The sequence below is a fragment of the Tepidicella baoligensis genome (assembly GCF_013432195.1).
GTDB classification, from domain to species: Bacteria; Pseudomonadota; Gammaproteobacteria; order Burkholderiales; family Burkholderiaceae_C; genus Tepidicella; species Tepidicella baoligensis.
Genome location: NZ_JACCDB010000021.1, coordinates 1 through 15,540, shown reverse-complemented (window position 1 = coordinate 15,540; position 15,540 = coordinate 1). Strand labels below are relative to the sequence as shown.

General features: G+C 63.5%; 23 protein-coding genes and 1 pseudogene. 20 read left to right on the top strand and 4 right to left on the bottom strand.

Features of this window, described 5'->3' with window-relative positions; genetic code table 11:
- Positions 1-38 precede the first annotated feature (38 nt).
- From rpsJ to HZS63_RS13285, 13 genes and pseudogenes are all read left to right on the top strand, one after another.
- Positions 39-350 (top strand): 30S ribosomal protein S10, encoded by a 312-nt coding sequence (rpsJ, locus tag HZS63_RS13345; RefSeq protein ID WP_058615886.1) that lies wholly within the window; start codon positions 39-41, stop codon positions 348-350.
- 118 nt (positions 351-468) lie between these two features.
- On the top strand, positions 469-1,140 hold the full coding sequence (gene rplC / locus HZS63_RS13340; RefSeq protein ID WP_180684486.1) for a 50S ribosomal protein L3: 672 nt from the start codon (positions 469-471) through the stop codon (positions 1,138-1,140).
- Positions 1,140-1,760, top strand: a complete 621-nt coding sequence (rplD, locus tag HZS63_RS13335) for a 50S ribosomal protein L4 (protein ID WP_180684485.1) — start codon at positions 1,140-1,142, stop codon at positions 1,758-1,760. The genes rplC and rplD overlap by 1 nt, the downstream gene beginning before the upstream one ends.
- Positions 1,757-2,071, top strand: a complete 315-nt coding sequence (gene rplW / locus HZS63_RS13330; protein WP_180684484.1) for a 50S ribosomal protein L23 — start codon at positions 1,757-1,759, stop codon at positions 2,069-2,071. Before rplD ends, rplW begins: the two co-directional genes overlap by 4 nt.
- Positions 2,072-2,073: 2 nt before the next feature.
- Entirely contained in the window at positions 2,074-2,898 is an 825-nt protein-coding gene (rplB, locus tag HZS63_RS13325) for a 50S ribosomal protein L2 (RefSeq protein WP_180684483.1), read from the top strand.
- A gap of 12 nt (positions 2,899-2,910) precedes the next feature.
- Positions 2,911-3,186 (top strand): 30S ribosomal protein S19, encoded by a 276-nt coding sequence (gene rpsS, locus HZS63_RS13320; RefSeq protein ID WP_180684482.1) that lies wholly within the window; start codon positions 2,911-2,913, stop codon positions 3,184-3,186.
- Between the two features lie 9 nt (positions 3,187-3,195).
- A complete protein-coding gene (gene rplV, locus HZS63_RS13315; protein WP_133599188.1) occupies positions 3,196-3,525 on the top strand; it encodes a 50S ribosomal protein L22 in 330 nt (109 codons plus the stop codon).
- A gap of 15 nt (positions 3,526-3,540) precedes the next feature.
- A pseudogene (rpsC, locus tag HZS63_RS13310) lies at positions 3,541-4,332 on the top strand (30S ribosomal protein S3); the annotation flags it as partial.
- 21 nt (positions 4,333-4,353) lie between these two features.
- Positions 4,354-4,770, top strand: coding sequence for a 50S ribosomal protein L16 (rplP, locus tag HZS63_RS13305; RefSeq protein ID WP_180684481.1), 417 nt, complete (start codon positions 4,354-4,356; stop codon positions 4,768-4,770).
- 13 nt (positions 4,771-4,783) lie between these two features.
- Complete coding sequence (gene rpmC, locus HZS63_RS13300; protein ID WP_180684480.1) at positions 4,784-4,924, top strand: 50S ribosomal protein L29; 141 nt, start codon at positions 4,784-4,786, stop codon at positions 4,922-4,924.
- 1 nt (position 4,925) lies between these two features.
- Complete coding sequence (rpmC, locus tag HZS63_RS13295) at positions 4,926-5,108, top strand: 50S ribosomal protein L29 (RefSeq protein WP_180684489.1); 183 nt, start codon at positions 4,926-4,928, stop codon at positions 5,106-5,108.
- Positions 5,109-5,117: 9 nt separating this feature from the next.
- Complete coding sequence (gene rpsQ, locus HZS63_RS13290; RefSeq protein ID WP_180684479.1) at positions 5,118-5,387, top strand: 30S ribosomal protein S17; 270 nt, start codon at positions 5,118-5,120, stop codon at positions 5,385-5,387.
- A 144-nt stretch (positions 5,388-5,531) separates the two neighbouring features.
- The gene (locus HZS63_RS13285) at positions 5,532-6,041 is read left to right on the top strand and encodes a peroxiredoxin (protein ID WP_180684478.1); all 510 of its coding nucleotides are present in this window, start codon (positions 5,532-5,534) and stop codon (positions 6,039-6,041) included.
- A gap of 6 nt (positions 6,042-6,047) precedes the next feature.
- Here the strand turns inward: HZS63_RS13285 and HZS63_RS13280 are convergent, their stop codons facing one another.
- Positions 6,048-6,566: a GNAT family N-acetyltransferase gene (locus HZS63_RS13280; RefSeq protein WP_180684477.1), complete on the bottom strand. Its 519-nt coding sequence runs from the start codon at positions 6,564-6,566 to the stop codon at positions 6,048-6,050.
- Between the two features lie 47 nt (positions 6,567-6,613).
- Positions 6,614-7,276 (bottom strand): cytochrome b/b6 domain-containing protein, encoded by a 663-nt coding sequence (locus tag HZS63_RS13275; protein ID WP_180684476.1) that lies wholly within the window; start codon positions 7,274-7,276, stop codon positions 6,614-6,616.
- 138 nt (positions 7,277-7,414) lie between these two features.
- On the opposite strand from HZS63_RS13275, the gene HZS63_RS13270 reads away from it, so the two are divergent.
- Positions 7,415-7,864 carry a c-type cytochrome gene (locus HZS63_RS13270; protein WP_343039996.1) on the top strand — a complete coding sequence of 150 codons (450 nt, stop codon included), beginning with the start codon at positions 7,415-7,417 and terminating at the stop codon, positions 7,862-7,864.
- 6 nt (positions 7,865-7,870) lie between these two features.
- On the opposite strand, the gene HZS63_RS13265 is transcribed toward HZS63_RS13270, so the two are convergent.
- Positions 7,871-8,386 (bottom strand): TlpA family protein disulfide reductase, encoded by a 516-nt coding sequence (locus HZS63_RS13265; protein WP_180684475.1) that lies wholly within the window; start codon positions 8,384-8,386, stop codon positions 7,871-7,873.
- Between the two features lie 16 nt (positions 8,387-8,402).
- On the bottom strand, positions 8,403-8,837 hold the full coding sequence (locus HZS63_RS13260; protein WP_180684474.1) for a thioredoxin family protein: 435 nt from the start codon (positions 8,835-8,837) through the stop codon (positions 8,403-8,405).
- A 138-nt stretch (positions 8,838-8,975) separates the two neighbouring features.
- On the opposite strand from HZS63_RS13260, the gene HZS63_RS13255 reads away from it, so the two are divergent.
- The 6 genes from HZS63_RS13255 to HZS63_RS13230 all read left to right on the top strand — a co-directional run.
- Positions 8,976-9,536: a hypothetical protein gene (locus HZS63_RS13255; protein WP_180684473.1), complete on the top strand. Its 561-nt coding sequence runs from the start codon at positions 8,976-8,978 to the stop codon at positions 9,534-9,536.
- Positions 9,537-9,620: 84 nt separating this feature from the next.
- Positions 9,621-10,832: an MFS transporter gene (locus tag HZS63_RS13250; RefSeq protein WP_180684487.1), complete on the top strand. Its 1,212-nt coding sequence runs from the start codon at positions 9,621-9,623 to the stop codon at positions 10,830-10,832.
- The gene (locus HZS63_RS13245; protein ID WP_180684472.1) at positions 10,829-11,275 is read left to right on the top strand and encodes a PTS sugar transporter subunit IIA; all 447 of its coding nucleotides are present in this window, start codon (positions 10,829-10,831) and stop codon (positions 11,273-11,275) included. Before HZS63_RS13250 ends, HZS63_RS13245 begins: the two co-directional genes overlap by 4 nt.
- Complete coding sequence (locus HZS63_RS13240) at positions 11,244-11,513, top strand: HPr family phosphocarrier protein (RefSeq protein ID WP_180684471.1); 270 nt, start codon at positions 11,244-11,246, stop codon at positions 11,511-11,513. Before HZS63_RS13245 ends, HZS63_RS13240 begins: the two co-directional genes overlap by 32 nt.
- The gene (gene ptsP / locus HZS63_RS13235; protein WP_180684470.1) at positions 11,510-13,261 is read left to right on the top strand and encodes a phosphoenolpyruvate--protein phosphotransferase; all 1,752 of its coding nucleotides are present in this window, start codon (positions 11,510-11,512) and stop codon (positions 13,259-13,261) included. The genes HZS63_RS13240 and ptsP overlap by 4 nt, the downstream gene beginning before the upstream one ends.
- Positions 13,262-13,414: 153 nt before the next feature.
- Positions 13,415-15,540, top strand: a 2,126-nt coding sequence (locus HZS63_RS13230) for a type I secretion system permease/ATPase (protein WP_180684469.1), incomplete at its 3' end; no start/stop codon positions are given.

The following is a 15,540-nucleotide window of genomic DNA, read 5'->3' as shown; positions in this document are numbered from 1 at the left end:
TCGTGGCCAAGATTCTCGACTAAAAAAGGATGCCGATCATGAACAAGCAAAAAATCCGCATCCGTCTCAAGGCGTTCGACTACAAACTCATCGACGCTTCCGCCGCCGAAATCGTGGACACCGCCAAGCGCACCGGCGCCATTGTCAAGGGCCCCGTGCCTCTGCCGACGCGCATGAAGCGTTTCGACATTCTGCGTTCGCCGCACGTCAACAAGACCAGCCGCGACCAGTTCGAGATCCGCACCCACCAACGCCTGATGGACATCGTGGACCCCACGGACAAAACGGTCGACGCCCTGATGAAGCTGGACCTGCCAGCCGGGGTGGACGTGGAAATCAAGCTCCAGTAACCGAGGCGCTTGCATTTTTCCAGCCCGCGGGTTACACTCGCGGGCTTCGCGGCTTTTTTGGCAGCGAAGATTTTTCATCATCAGACCTGGCCAATTGCAGTCAGGAACGGAGAAAACAATGAGTCTGAGCAACTCCCTCGGGTTGTTGGGCCGCAAGGTGGGCATGATGCGCCTGTTCACCGAAGACGGGGACGCTGTGCCCGTCACGGTGGTGGACGTGTCCAACAACCGCGTGGCACAAGTCAAAACCCAGGCCCATGATGGCTACGACGCCCTGCAAGTGGCGTATGGCAAGCGTCGCGCTTCCCGCGTGACCAAGCCCGAAGCCGGTCACCTGGCCAAAGCCGGCATCGAGGCCGGCGAAATCCTCAAGGAATTCCGCGTGAGCGCTGACGTGGCTGGCAAATATCCAGCCGGTACCGTGCTGCCCGTGGCCGAGCTGTTTGCGGCGGGCCAGAAGGTGGATGTGCAGGGCACGTCCATCGGCAAGGGCTTTGCCGGCACCATCAAGCGCCACAACTTCGCCTCGCAGCGTGCATCTCACGGCAACAGCCGTTCGCACAACGTGCCGGGTTCCATCTCCATGGCGCAGGACCCGGGCCGTGTGTTCCCGGGCAAGAAAATGACCGGGCACATGGGTGCCGAAACCGTGACCACCCAAAACCTGGACGTGGTGCGCGTCGATGCCGAGCGTCAGCTGCTGCTGATCAAGGGCGCCGTTCCGGGCTCCAAAGGTGGCTTCGTCACCGTGCGGCCCGCCGTCAAAGCCGCTGCGAAAGGAGCGAACTGATGCAAGTCGAACTCCTGAACGACCAGGGTCAGGCCGCTTCCACCGTGGAAGTGCCGGAAACCGTGTTTGGTCGTGACTACAACGAATCGTTGATCCATCAGCTCGTGGTGGCTTACCAAGCCAACGGCCGTCAAGGCACCCGTGCTCAGAAAGATCGCGCTGCCGTCAAGCACAGCACCAAGAAGCCGTTTCGCCAGAAAGGCACCGGCAATGCCCGTGCCGGTATGACCTCGTCGCCGCTGTGGCGTGGAGGTGGCAAGGTGTTCCCGAACAGCCCTGACGAAAACTTCACCCAGAAGCTGAACAAGAAGATGTACCGCGCCGGCATGGCCTCCATCTTCTCTCAACTGGTGCGTGAAGGCCGTCTGGCCGTGGTGGACTCCATCAAGGTCGATGCGCCCAAAACCAAGCTGCTGGCCGACAAATTCAAGGCCATGAACCTGAAGTCCGTGCTGGTCATCGCCGACGAGATCGACGAAAACCTGTACCTGGCCTCGCGCAACCTGCCCAACGTGTTGGTGCTGGAGCCGCGCTACGCCGATCCGCTGTCGCTGGTTCACTACAAGAAAGTGATCGTCACCAAGGGTGCCATCGACAAACTCAAGGAGATGTTCGCATGAGCAACGTCCAGTTTGACGAAGGTCGCCTGATGCAGGTGCTGGTCGCGCCCATCGTGTCCGAAAAGGCGACCATGGTTGCCGATCAATCGAACACCGTGCTGTTCAAAGTGCTGCAAAACGCCACCAAGCCCGAAATCAAGGCGGCGGTGGAGCTGTTGTTCAACGTGAAGGTGCAAGCCGTCAACATGTTGAACCAGAAAGGGAAAACCAAGCGTTTCGGCAAGACCATCGGCCGCCGTGATCGCGTGCGCAAGGCCTACGTGACGCTGCAACCGGGTCAGGAACTCAACTTTGGTGGGGAGGCCGTCTGATCATGGCAGTCATCAAGATGAAACCGACCTCGCCCGGCCGCCGTGGCATGGTGAAGGTCACCCGCGAGACCCTGCACAAGGGCTCCGGCTACGCGCCGCTGCTGGAGCCCAAGTTCCAGAAGGCTGGCCGCAACAACAACGGTCACATCACGGTCCGGCACAAGGGGGGTGGCAACCGGCATCACTACCGCGTGGTCGATTTTGTCCGCAACAAGGACAACATCCCCGCCAAGGTGGAGCGTCTGGAATACGACCCGAACCGCACCGCGCACATCGCGCTGCTGTGTTACGCCGACGGCGAGCGCCGCTACATCATCGCTCCCCGTGGCGTCGAAGTCGGTGCCACGCTGCTGAGCGGCTCGGAGTCGCCGATCCGCGTGGGCAACACCCTGCCGATCCGCAACATTCCGGTGGGTTCGACCATCCACTGCATCGAGCTCAAACCGGGCAAGGGTGCGCAAATCGCCCGCTCCGCTGGGGCTTCTGCCGTGCTGCTCGCCCGCGAAGGTGTTTACGCCCAAGTGCGTATGCGCTCGGGCGAGGTGCGCAAGGTCCACGTGGACTGCCGCGCCACCATCGGTGAAGTGTCCAACACCGAGCACAGCCTGCGCCAACTGGGCAAGGCCGGCGTGAAGCGTCACATGGGTATCCGTCCGACCGTTCGCGGTGTGGCCATGAACCCGATCGATCACCCGCACGGTGGTGGTGAGGGTCGTACCGGCACCGGTATGCCGCCGGTGGATCCGTGGGGCAACCTGACCAAGGGTTACCGTACCCGCAACAACCGCCGCACGCAGAACATGATCGTGTCGCGTCGCAAGAAGTAAGGGGTTGACGAAATGACTCGTTCTCTCAAAAAAGGTCCCTTCGTTGACCACCATTTGCTCGCGAAGGTCGAAAAAGCCCAAGCCAGCAAGGACAAGAAGCCCATCAAGACCTGGTCGCGCCGCTCCATGATCCTGCCCGAGTTCATCGGGCTGACGATCGCCGTGCACAACGGCAAGCAGCATGTGCCCGTCTATGTGACCGACCAGATGGTGGGCCACAAGCTGGGCGAGTTCTCGCTGACCCGCACCTTCAAGGGTCATCCCGGCGACAAGAAAGCCAAGAAGTAAGGACACACCATGGAAACACGCGCAATTGTTCGCGGCGTTCGCCTGTCGGTCGACAAGGGCCGTCTGGTGGCGGACCTGATTCGCGGCAAGAAGGTGGACCAGGCCCTCAACATCCTGACGTTCACGCAGAAAAAAGCTGCGGGCATCGTCAAGAAGGCTCTGGAGTCCGCCATCGCCAACGCCGAACACAACGACGGTGCCGACATCGACGAACTGAAGGTCAAGACCATCTACGTCGAGCAGGGCACCACGCTGAAGCGTTTCACTGCCCGCGCCAAGGGTCGTGGCAATCGCATCAGCAAACCCACCTGTCACATCTATGTGACGGTCGGTAACTGAGCCAGAAGGAAGACTATGGGACAGAAAATCCATCCTACCGGCTTCCGCCTGGCGGTCAGCCGTAACTGGGCCAGCCGCTGGTACGCCAGCAACCGCGACTTCGCAGGCATGCTGGCTGAAGACATCAAGGTGCGTGAGTACCTGAAAGAGAAGCTCAAGAACGCTGCGGTGTCCCGCGTCGTGATCGAGCGCCCGGCCAAGAACGCCCGCATCACCATCTACTCGGCCCGCCCGGGTGTGGTGATCGGCAAAAAGGGCGAGGACATCGAAAAGCTGAAGAAAGACCTGGCCGCCAAACTGGGCGTGCCGGTGGCCGTGAACATCGAGGAAGTGCGCAAGCCCGAAGTCGATGCCAAGCTGATCGCAGACTCGATCACCCAGCAGCTCGAAAAGCGCATCATGTTCCGCCGCGCCATGAAGCGCGCCATGCAGAACGCCATGCGCCTGGGCGCTCAGGGTATCAAGATCATGTCCTCGGGCCGTCTGAACGGTATCGAGATTGCCCGCACCGAATGGTACCGCGAAGGCCGTGTGCCCCTGCACACCCTGCGCGCCGACATCGACTACGGCACCTCCGTGGCCCAGACCACCTATGGCGTCATTGGCGTCAAAGTGTGGGTCTACAAAGGTGACCACCTCGGCCGCAGCGATGCCCCTTCGCTGGACAGCACGCCGCGTCCCGACGACGAGCGCCGCCCGCGTGGCCCGCGCCGCGACGGTCGTGGCGACAACCGCGGCGAACGCCGTGGCGGGCCACGCCGTGGCGCCTCCACCCATGCCGCCCCGGCCGACGGCAGCGACAAGCCCCAGGCCTAAGGAGTAAAGAACATGTTGCAACCTGCTCGCCGTAAATACCGTAAAGAGCAAAAAGGCCGCAACACGGGTGTCGCCACCAGTGGCAACACCGTGGCCTTTGGCGATTTCGGCCTGAAGTCCACGGATCGTGGCCGTCTGACGGCACGCCAGATCGAATCCGCACGTCGTGCGATTTCCCGTCACGTCAAGCGTGGCGGCCGGATCTGGATCCGCGTGTTCCCCGACAAGCCGATTTCCAAGAAACCTGCCGAAGTCCGTATGGGTAACGGCAAGGGTGCCGTGGAATACTACGTCGCCGAAATCCAGCCTGGCAAGGTGTTGTACGAGATCGTGGGTGTTCCCGAGCAACTCGCTCGCGAAGCCTTCCAGCTCGCCGCCGCCAAGCTGCCGCTGCGCACGACCTTCGTGACCCGTATGTTGGGCCAGTGATCAGGAGAAGACGATGAAAGCTGCTGAACTGCGCCAAAAAGACGTTGCCGGCCTGCAAGCCGAGGTGAAGTCCCTGCAAAAGGCTCACTTCAACCTGCGTATGCAAAAAGCCACGCAACAGTTGAACAACACCGCCACGCTGCGTCAAANCTGAACTGCGCCAAAAAGACGTTGCCGGCCTGCAAGCCGAGGTGAAGTCCCTGCAAAAGGCTCACTTCAACCTGCGTATGCAAAAAGCCACGCAACAGTTGAACAACACCGCCACGCTGCGTCAAACCCGCCGCGCCATCGCCCGTGCCAAGACCATCTTGGCCGAAAAGCAAGCCGCCAGCCAATAAGGAGTGAACATGACGGAAGCACAAACCTCCCGCAAGCGCACCCTCGTTGGCAAGGTGGTGAGCGACAAGCGCGCCAAGACCGTGACGGTGCTGGTCGAGCGTCGTGTGAAGCACGAGCTCTACGACAAGATCGTGATCAAGTCGAGCAAATACCACGCGCACGACGAGAACAGCGAATACAAGCTGGGTGACATCATCGAGATCACCGAAAGCCGTCCGCTGTCGAAAACCAAGAACTGGGTCGCCACCCGCCTGGTCCAAAAGGCCGCATTGGTGTAAGGCTGTTTCGACGCCCCTTGGGCACGATTCGAAAAAACGACCGACAATCTCGGTCGTTTTTTTCGTTCGGGTTTCGTGCTTGGTGCGCCGAGCCGACACCCATTCCCCGGCCGGTCGACGGTCGCCATTTTCAGGAGTGCCCTCATGATTCAGGTTGGAGACAAATTGCCCGCCGTCACGCTGATGGAATACATCGATGCCGAAACCCCAGGTTGCAGTATCGGCCCGAACCCGGTGGAGGTGGCCAAGGCCGCAGCGGGTAAAACCATTGCTTTGTTTGCAGTGCCAGGGGCTTTCACCCCAACCTGTTCGGCCAAGCATGTACCGGGCTATGTGGAGCTCTATGACGCGTTCAAAGCTGCGGGTGTGGATGAAATCTGGTGCGTGAGCGTCAATGACGCGTTCGTGATGGGCGCCTGGGGTCGGGAGCAGAACACGCAAGGCAAGGTGCGCATGCTGGCCGATGGCAGTGCGGACTTCACGCGCGCGGTCGGGCTGGTGCTGGACCTCACGAGTCGGGGCATGGGCGTACGCAGCAACCGTTACTCGATGTTGGTCAAGGACGGGGTGGTGATGACGCTCAATGTCGAAGAAGCGGGCAAGTTCGAGGTGTCGGACGCCGAGACCCTGCTGGCGCAGGCCAAGACGCTCTGACTCGTGTCAGAGCTGCACCTTGAGGTAATGCGCGCCTGGCAGGGGGTTGTGGTAGTAGGGCGCGATTTCCTCAAACCCGGCCTGGGCGTACAAGGCCCGGGCCGTCTCCATGTCGTTGAGGGTGTCGAGCAGCATCACGTCATAGCCTGCCTGCTTGGCCAGCATCAGCGTGTGGTCGACCAGTAAGCGACCGATACCGAAGCCCCGGAACATGCGGCGCACGAACAGGCGCTTCATTTCGCAGGCGTTGGCGTAATCGCTGTCGAACAAGGGGCGAAACGCGCAGCAACCGGCGGCCTGTTCGCCGATCGTGGCCAGCAGCAAGGCACCATGCGGGGGGGCATAGTCACCCGGCAGATGGGCGAGTTCTTCGGCAAAGCCTTGGAAGCACAGGTCGATGCCGATGTCGGCCTGGTAGTCTAAAAACAGTTGCCGCACGGACTCGATGGCAGGGCCCGTTTCAACGACCTCGATGCGGATCGGGGGGGGCTGGCTGTCCCTGTCGTGGCCGGGCTCAGCAGTCATGGTCTCCATGGGCGGAGACTATACGACAAACCCGGCCGTGTCGAGCATCAAGCGCCCCAGGTGACGATCAGGTACGTGAGACCGCAAGCCACAGCATACAGGGCCGCAGCCAGCAGCCACTGGCGCGGGCCATCAGCGGCGCTCGGCACCGATTCGGGCAGAGATTTGTCACCCGTCAGCATGGCCGCGACGAGCGACTGACGCAGCACCACTTTGTAAAACAGCAGCGCCAACAGATGTAGGCTGACCAGCCCCAAAATGAGCAGCTTGCCCCAGCCTTTGTGATAACGGGAGGCGATTTCGATGGTGTCGTAGCTGGCCACGGCGGTCAGGGGACCGGCATAGAAAATCTCGTCGTCGGTGAACAGACCGGTGCCGACCTGCACGGCCAGTGCCGCGAGCATGGCGAACACCGCCAGTGAGCCCAGGGGCGTGTGCCCGACCCGATGCGGCAGTGGACTGCGGCCGCGCAGATAGGCCCAGATGGAGGCGGGCGTATAAATAAAGTGCGCGAACCGCGACCAGTGGCCTCCCATGAAGCCCCAAAGGAGGCGAAACAGCAGCAGGGAGAGCACAAACATGCCCAGCCGCATATGCCATTCCATCCAGGACCCTCCCATGTTGCCGGTGATCACCAAGCCGACGACAGCGGCCGCCAGCAGCCAGTGGAACAGTCGGGTCGGCCAATCCCAAACGCGTATCCGGTACATCGGTTCAGCTCCTTGTCGTGAGGTCGGTACAGCATCAATTGCCTACCATGGCGGTCAAGCATGATAAAAGCATAAACTCATGCCGCGCAGGGTATTGTCCATGCGTGCATCCATTTTTCAACCAACAAGGAGCTGTCCGTGAAACTTCGCCATACCGTTGTGCTGTTTGCCTCGTTGTGCCTGGGAATCGGTGCCGCCCAGGCTCAGTTCCAGAAGCCGGACGATGCCGTCAAGTACCGGCAGAGCGCATTGTTCGTGATGGGGCAGCACTTCAGCCGTGTCGGCGCCATGGCTGCCGGCCGCGTACCGTTCGATGCCGCCGCGGCACAGGAGAACATGGCGGTGGTGATGGCGATCTCGCAGCTCCCCTGGGCCGGTTTCACCCCCGATACGCAGGACGTTCGCAGCCGGGCCAAGCCCAACGTCTGGACCGAGCGCGCCAAGTTCGATGAAGCCCAGCAAAACGCGCAAAAAGCACTCGTTGCCCTGAACAACACGGTCAAGACGGGCGATCTGGATGCCATCCGCCGTGTGTTCAACGACACGGCCGCGTCGTGCAAGGCCTGTCACGACAATTTCCGCAATTGAAGGGCCTCAGCCCTCGGCCAGCAGCTTGTCGAGCAGTTGGTGCAGGGCGTTGAAGTTGGGCTCGCCCAGGTAGCGCTTGACGATGCGCCCCTGCCGATCCACCAGATAGGTGGTGGGCGTCAGGCGCACGTCGCCCCAGTCGCGGGCGATCGCGCCGGTGTTGTCCAGCGCCACCTTGAAGGGCAGTTGGCGGGTGGCGGCGAAATTGGCCACCCAGTCCGGCGGGTCATAACTCATCGCCACGGCAATGGTCTCGAAGCCCCGATGCTGGAACTTGTTGTATGTCTCGACCAGGGCTGGCATTTCCTTGACGCAAGACACGCAGGTGGTGGCCCAGAAGTTGACCAGGGTTACTTTGCCGCGCAGGTCGGCGGTGGTCATGGTGCTGCCGTCGAGCAGCACGAAGTGGGAATCCGGAGCCTGATTCCGGCTGGAGCAGCCGGTCAGGCCGAGCATCAGACCGCCAGCGAGCAAGGCGGCCAGGCAACGGCGGCGGGTCGAGGAAGCAGAGATCGGTTTCATGGCAGAGGACAATGTGTCAGCCTCCCCGCAAGCGAGCGCGGGCGGTGTCGAGGCGTTGTTGCAAGTAGGCGCCGTAGAAGTCTGGGACCGTCATGCCTTCCAGGCGTTCCGCGATTTCATGGCCTTGGTCATTCAAGAACAACAAGGTGGGGGCGATGCGGACGCGCCATGCACGGGCTTGCGCATACGGCGTGGTGATGTGACCGCTGAGGTCCTGCAGCGGGGTGCGGCGGTCCAGCATGTTGAGCTGCACGGCGTACACTTCCCCCCTTTGGAACATGGGGCCCAGGTAGTTGTTGCGCACGACATCGCAAAATGCACACCCCTTGAGGGTGACCATGACCACGAGCGGTTCGCCGCGGTCCCGAGCGGCGGCGGCTGCAGCGCGTAATGAGCCAGGCACCGGAAGGATTTCCGGCAGTCCGTCGGGATTGTTCGGATGGGTGGTCATGACAGTGGCGGTTATCGGAAGATGGAGGCAGGCCAGGCGACAAAGTTCACCCGGGATCGTCCACCATTGTGCCCCGAACGGTGTGCATGGGGCATGCCGATGGGTGCAAGGCAAGTCCGTATCGTTGAAAGGCATGGCATGGTCGGGTTCATGGGGCGTGGATGGGGGCTGCTGCTGGCGGGTCTGTGGCTGATGGCTTGTTCGCCAGCGTTCAACTGGCGTCTGGTCGGGCATGAGGGTGTGCCCGCGCGGATGCTGATGCCATGCAAGCCCGAGCGTGCCGAACGGGAAGTGCGCTTGCTCGGGGCGGACTCGCCGTCTTCTTCGTTGCGGCTCATGAGCTGCGAGTCCGGTGGCCATACTTTCGCCTGGGCTGCCCTGCGTCTGCCGCCCGGCCTGACGCCGCCGGAGGCGGCCCATGGGTGGATGCGAGCGAGCTGGGTCAGTTTGCGCCAGAACGTGTCCCCTGGGGATTCCCATCCGGTGGGATGGTCTTCGACCGAGTTCACTGTGGAGGGGGGGGAATGGGGGCAACGCTGGCGCGGGCCGGCGCTGGATCACCGCCAGCAGCCGCTGCAAGCGCAGGTGCTGCTGGCGGTGAGCGATGGCTGGCTGCACCAGGCTGCGGTGTACGCGCCCCCGGCGTCGGCTGACGCATCCGTGATTGACACCTTCTTCGAAAGCCTCACACTGCGCTGAACGGATCCTGGAGCGGTTTTGACGTCTGATACCCTGCCCGACACAGCCCGTGCCACCGAAAACCCCGGTCTGCTCACTCGACGCATGGCCATCTGGGTGTTCCTGGCCTTCGCTGCGGCTTACTTCCTGTCTGCTCTGCTGCGGGCGATCACCGCCACGCTGGCGCCCACGCTGAGCGATGAGCTGTCGCTCCAGGCCCGAGACCTCGGGCTGCTGGCGGGGGGCTATTTCCTGGGCTTCGCCGCCACCCAGCTGCCGCTGGGCCGCTGGCTCGACCGGCACGGCCCGAAAAAGGTGATCCTGGTCTTCCTGTCGGTGGCGGTGCTGGGGTGTGCGGCGTTTGCCTGGGCCACGTCCTTCAACGGACTGCTCGCTGCGCGCGTGCTCATCGGGGCCGGGGTCAGCGCTTGTCTGATGGCGCCCCTGACCGGATACCGGCGCTGGCTGTCGGCCGGGATGCAACTGCGCGCGAATTCGTGGATGCTGATGACCGGATCGCTGGGCATGGTGGCCGCCACCCTGCCGGTGCAGTGGCTCATGCCCTACGTGGGGTGGCGTGGCCTGTTCTGGCTGCTGGCGCTGGGTATCGTCCTGTGCATGGTGTTCCTGGCCTGGCTGGTCCCGGCCTGGTCTGGCGGGCCGGGCGCGTCGGCCACCGCCGGCAGCGAAGGGGCTGGTCGCGGGTATGCCGACGTTTGGCGCCACCCGTATTTCCGCAAGATGGCGCTGATCGGCTTTTTCAACTACGGGGGCATGGTGGCGATCCAGACCTTGTGGGCCGGTCCCTGGCTGGTCCGGGTGGTGGGGCAGACGCCGTTCGAATCGGCCACCGGGCTGTTCTGGATCAACCTGTCGATGCTGTGCACATTCTGGACCTGGGGTCTGGTGACCCCGGGTCTGGCGCGCCGTGGCGTGCCGGTGGAGCGGCTGATCGCCTGGGGCATGCCCCTGAGTCTGGCGGTCCTGGCTTTCAACATCTGGCAGGGTGCCGAAACCACCTGGGTGCATTGGGCGCTCTTCTGCATACTGTCCACCTGTGGGTCGCTGTCGCAGCCGGCGGTGGCCATGGCGTTTCCCGCGTCCATGGCTGGGCGGGCCCTGTCGGCGTACAACCTGGTGATCTTTGCCGGCATTTTCGTGGTGCAATGGGGGATCGGCCTGCTGGCAGACGGTTTCGAGGCCCTGGGCTGGAGCGCGCCGGACGCTTTGCGCGCCAGCATGGGGGTGTTTCTGGGGGTGTGCGTGCTGTCTTATGCGACGTTCCTGTCCGTGAAGGCCCATAATCGCCCCTCATGAATGGCATCCTCGTCATCGCCCATGCGCCCTTGGCCTCTGCCTTGCGCCAATGCGTGCTGCATGTGTTTCCCGATGCCGAAAACACGCTCCAGGCCCTGGACGTCCCGCCCAACCAGCCACCGGACGAGACGCTGTCGCAGGCCCGCATGCTGCTGGACCTGCAGGGTGCGCCGCACACGCTGATCCTGACCGACGTCTTCGGTGCCACCCCGTGCAACGTCGCGACGCGACTCGTCGACGGGGTGCGTACCCGACTGCTCACCGGTGTCAACCTGCCGATGCTGCTGCGTGCCGTGTCGTACCGCCACGAATCGCTCGATGCGCTGGCTTCCCGGGCCCTGCTCGGGGGCACGCAGGGCGTGATGCCGGTGTCGGTGACGGCCCAGCAGAACCAGATCCGTCGCTCCTCCCATGATCAAAACCACCGCGACCATCAGCAATAAACTGGGCCTGCACGCCCGCGCGTCCGCCAAGCTGACGAAGCTGGCCAGCAGTTTCGCCTGCGACGTCTGGATGAGCCGCAACGGTCGACGCATCAACGCCAAGAGCATCATGGGGGTGATGATGCTGGCCGCTGGCCTGGAGGCCGAGGTCGAGCTCGAGACCGACGGTCCCGACGAGCGCGAGGCCATGGACGCCTTGCTGGCGCTGATCAACGACAAGTTCGGAGAAGGCGAATGACCTTCAGCGTGCATGGGCAGGCGGTTTCGCGCGGCATTGCCATCGGCCGTGCCGTGCTGGTGGCGTCGAGCCGGCTCGACGTCGCGCACTATTTCATCACCGAAGACCAAGTTCCGGGGGAGCTGCAGCGGTTGCGCCAGGCGCGTGACGCCGTGGTCGCCGAAATCGAACAGATCCAGCGCGACCTGCAAGAAGCCGCCTCGATGGAGGCTCAGCACGAACTCTCGGCCCTGCTCGATGTGCATCTCATGCTGCTGCAGGACGAGCAGCTCCAAGAAGGGGTCAAGCACTGGGTGCAAGACCGGCACTACAACGCAGAGTGGGCGCTGACTTCGCAGCTCGAGCATATCGCCAAGCAATTCGACGAAATGCAGGATCCCTACCTGCGCGAGCGCAAAGCCGATGTGGAACAGGTGGTCGAGCGTGTGCTGCGCTGCCTGCGTGGAGCCGCCTCCCCCGTGGCGGCGCCGGCGAGTTCGGCTACGGCCCATGGGCCCGGCAGTGGCGACGAGGCCCCTCTGGTGCTGATCGCACACGACCTGTCGCCGGCCGACATGCTGCAGTTCAAGCAAAGCATTTTCGCCGGCTTTGTCACTGACGTGGGCGGCAAGACCAGCCACACCGCCATCGTGGCCCGCAGCATGGACATTCCCGCCGTGGTGGGGGCGCGCAACGCCAGCCATCTGGTGCAGCAGGACGACTGGGTCGTCATCGACGGGGATGCCGGCGTCGTCATCGTCAACCCTCCGCCCATGGTGCTGGCCGAGTACGGCTTCAAGCAGCGACAGGGCGAAGTCGAGCGCGAGCGCCTGTCGCGCATCAAGAACACCCCGGCCGTGACGCTGGACGGCGAGCGCGTCGAACTGCTGGCCAACATCGAACAGCCCGCCGACACGGTGCCGGCCCTGTCGGTGAGCGCCGTCGGGGTGGGCCTGTTCCGCACCGAATTCCTGTTCATGGGACGTGATGGCAAGCTGCCCGATGAGGAGGAGCAGTACGAGGCCTACCGGGCCGCGGTGGAGGGCATGCACGGTCTGCCGGTCACCATCCGAACGGTGGACATCGGCGCCGACAAGCCGCTGGACCGGGCCACCCGCGACGACCACCTCAACCCTGCGCTCGGGCGGCGTGCCATTCGCTGGAGCTTGTCCGAACCGGCGATGTTCCTGACCCAGCTTCGTGCCATCTTGCGGGCAGCCGCCCATGGCAAGGTCAACCTGCTCATTCCCATGCTGGCCCATGCCAGCGAGATCCACCAGGTCAAGGTGTTGCTGGCCAGGGCTCGCGAGCAGCTCGATGCGCGCGCCGCTGTCTATGGGCCGATCCGCCTGGGTGCGATGATCGAGGTACCGGCCGCCGCCCTGGCGGTGCGCATGTTCCTCAAGCACTTTGACTTCTTGTCGATCGGCACCAACGACCTGATCCAGTACACCCTGGCCATCGACCGGGTCGACGAGACGGTGGCCCACCTCTATGACCCCTTGCATCCGGCGGTGCTGCAACTGCTGGCCCGCACCATCGCCGAGTGCCGGGCCCAGGGCAAGAGCGTAAGCGTCTGCGGCGAGATGGCGGGCGACGTCACCATGACCCGCCTGTTGCTGGGCTTGGGCCTGCGCAGCTTCTCCATGCACCCGACCCAGATCCTCCCGGTCAAGCAGCAGATCCTGCGTGCCGACACCCGCAAGCTGCGCGCCTGGGCGCAGGAGGTGATCGCCAGCGACGACCCAGCGGCCCTGATGACGGATTGACATGCATCAAAGCCTGTGCGCATGGCCGGGGTTCCGTGCGGTCACCCCGACGGGAAGCGGTCGGAAGATGTATTAGACTGATCATTTTGCAAGCCATGCGGCAGAACAACCAAGCGGCGGCATGCGCGCCACAGCTCAACACTGGAGTCGTCGATGTATTCGGATACCGCGCCATCGAGTGCGCACGAGGCTGCGGCCGACCGTGATGAGCTGCTCGGTTGTTTGATCGTGCTCGCTCGCCTGCATGGCGAGACGATCACGCGCGACGGGGCGCTGGCCGGCCTGCCGGTTGAGAATGGCCGACTGTCGCCTTCGCTGTTCGAGCGGGCAGCCCACCGGGCCGGACTCAGCAGCAAGATCGTGCGCCTGCCGGTGGAGCGGCTCCGATCCGAGCTCCTGCCTGCGATTTTGCTGCTCCACGGTGAGGGCGCCTGTGTGCTCATCGACCGCAGCCAGGATGGTCAGATGGTGCGCGTCGTGTTCCCCGAGCTGGGGGATGCGCCGGTCGAAGTCCCGTTGTCCCAGATCGAGGCGCGCTACACCGGTCATGCGATTTATGCCCGGCCCCGCCTGCGTTTCGATGCCCGCAGCCCCGTGGTCAACCCGACCCGGCAGGGGCACTGGTTTTGGAGTGTGATCGCTGAGAACCGGCAGCTGTACCGCGACGTGCTGCTGGCCGCCTTTCTGACCAACCTGTTCGCCGTGGCCATGCCGCTGTTCATCATGAACGTGTATGACCGCGTGGTGCCCAACCAGGCGTACGAGACGCTGTGGGTGCTGGCGGCCGGCCTGGCCATCATCCTCGTGGGCGACCTGGTGCTCAAGACCCTGCGTGGGCATTTCGTGGATCTCGCCAGCAGCCGGGCCGATGTGAAACTGTCCGCCTACATCATGGAGCGGGTGCTCGGGACCCGCATGGAGCACCGCCCGGTGTCGGCCGGCTCGTTCGCCGCCAATCTGCGGGCTTTCGAGTCGGTGCGGGACTTCATCGGCTCGGCCACCGTCATTGCCTTCATCGACCTGCCGTTTGCGCTCATTTTCTTCGTGGTGATCGGCTGGATCGCCTGGCCCATGCTCATTCCACTCGCCATCGGCACCCTGTTGCTGCTGCTCTATGCGTTGGCGGTGCAGGGGCGTATGCACGAACTGGCCGAAACCACCTACCGGGCCGGAGCCCAGCGCAACGCCACGCTGGTGGAGGGGTTGGTCGGGTTCGAGACGGTGAAGGCGCTGGGCGCCGAGGCCCCGATCCAGCGCAAATGGGAGAAGAGCGCCGCCTTGCTGGCCCGTGTCGGCGCGCAGTTGCGCCTGTTGTCCACGAGCGCCACCAATTCCAGTGCTTTCGTCCAGCAGCTGATCACCGTGACCATCGTCATCCTGGGGGTGTATCTGATCGGCGAGCATGCCCTCACCATGGGGGGGTTGATCGCCTGCACCATGCTCGCATCGCGGGCCATGATGCCGGTTGGCCAGGTGGCGGGCCTGCTCGTGCAGTACCACACCGCTTCCACTGCGCTGACCTCGTTGAACGAGATGATGAAGCGCGAGGTCGAACGCCCCGACGATGCGCAGTTCATCGCGCGCGGCAGCATCAAGGGCGCCATCGAATTCCGCGACGTCTCCTTCAGCTATCCCGGGCAGGACACGCCTTCGCTGCGCAACGTGAGCCTGCGCATCCAGCCGGGCGAGAAGGTGGCCATCCTCGGCCGCATCGGTTCGGGCAAGACCACGCTGGAAAAGCTCATCCTCGGCCTGTATCGCCCGACCAGCGGTGCGGTGTTGATCGATGGCATCGACCAGCGCCAGCTCGATCCGGCGGAACTGCGCCGCCACATCGGCTACGTGCAGCAGGACGTGATGCTGTTCTACGGCACCCTGCGAGAAAACATCACGCTGGGCGCGCCGCTGGCCGACGACGCCGACGTGCTCAAGGCGGCCACCATCGGTGGCATCGTCGATCTGGTCAACAGCCACCCCAAGGGTTTCGACATGCTGGTGGGTGAGCGTGGCGAATCCCTCTCCGGCGGGCAGCGGCAGGGCGTCGCGATCGCCCGGGCCGTCATCAACGACCCCTCCATCCTGCTGCTGGACGAGCCCACGGCCTCCATGGACCACTCCAGCGAGGAGGACATCAAGAAGCGGCTGCGCGAGTTCATCCCGGGCAAGACGGTGATCCTCATCAGCCATCGCACCTCCTTGCTGGATCTGGTGGACCGCATCATCGTGATGGACGCCGGGCGCATCGTCGCCGACGGGCCTAACAGGCCGTTGAAAAAAAT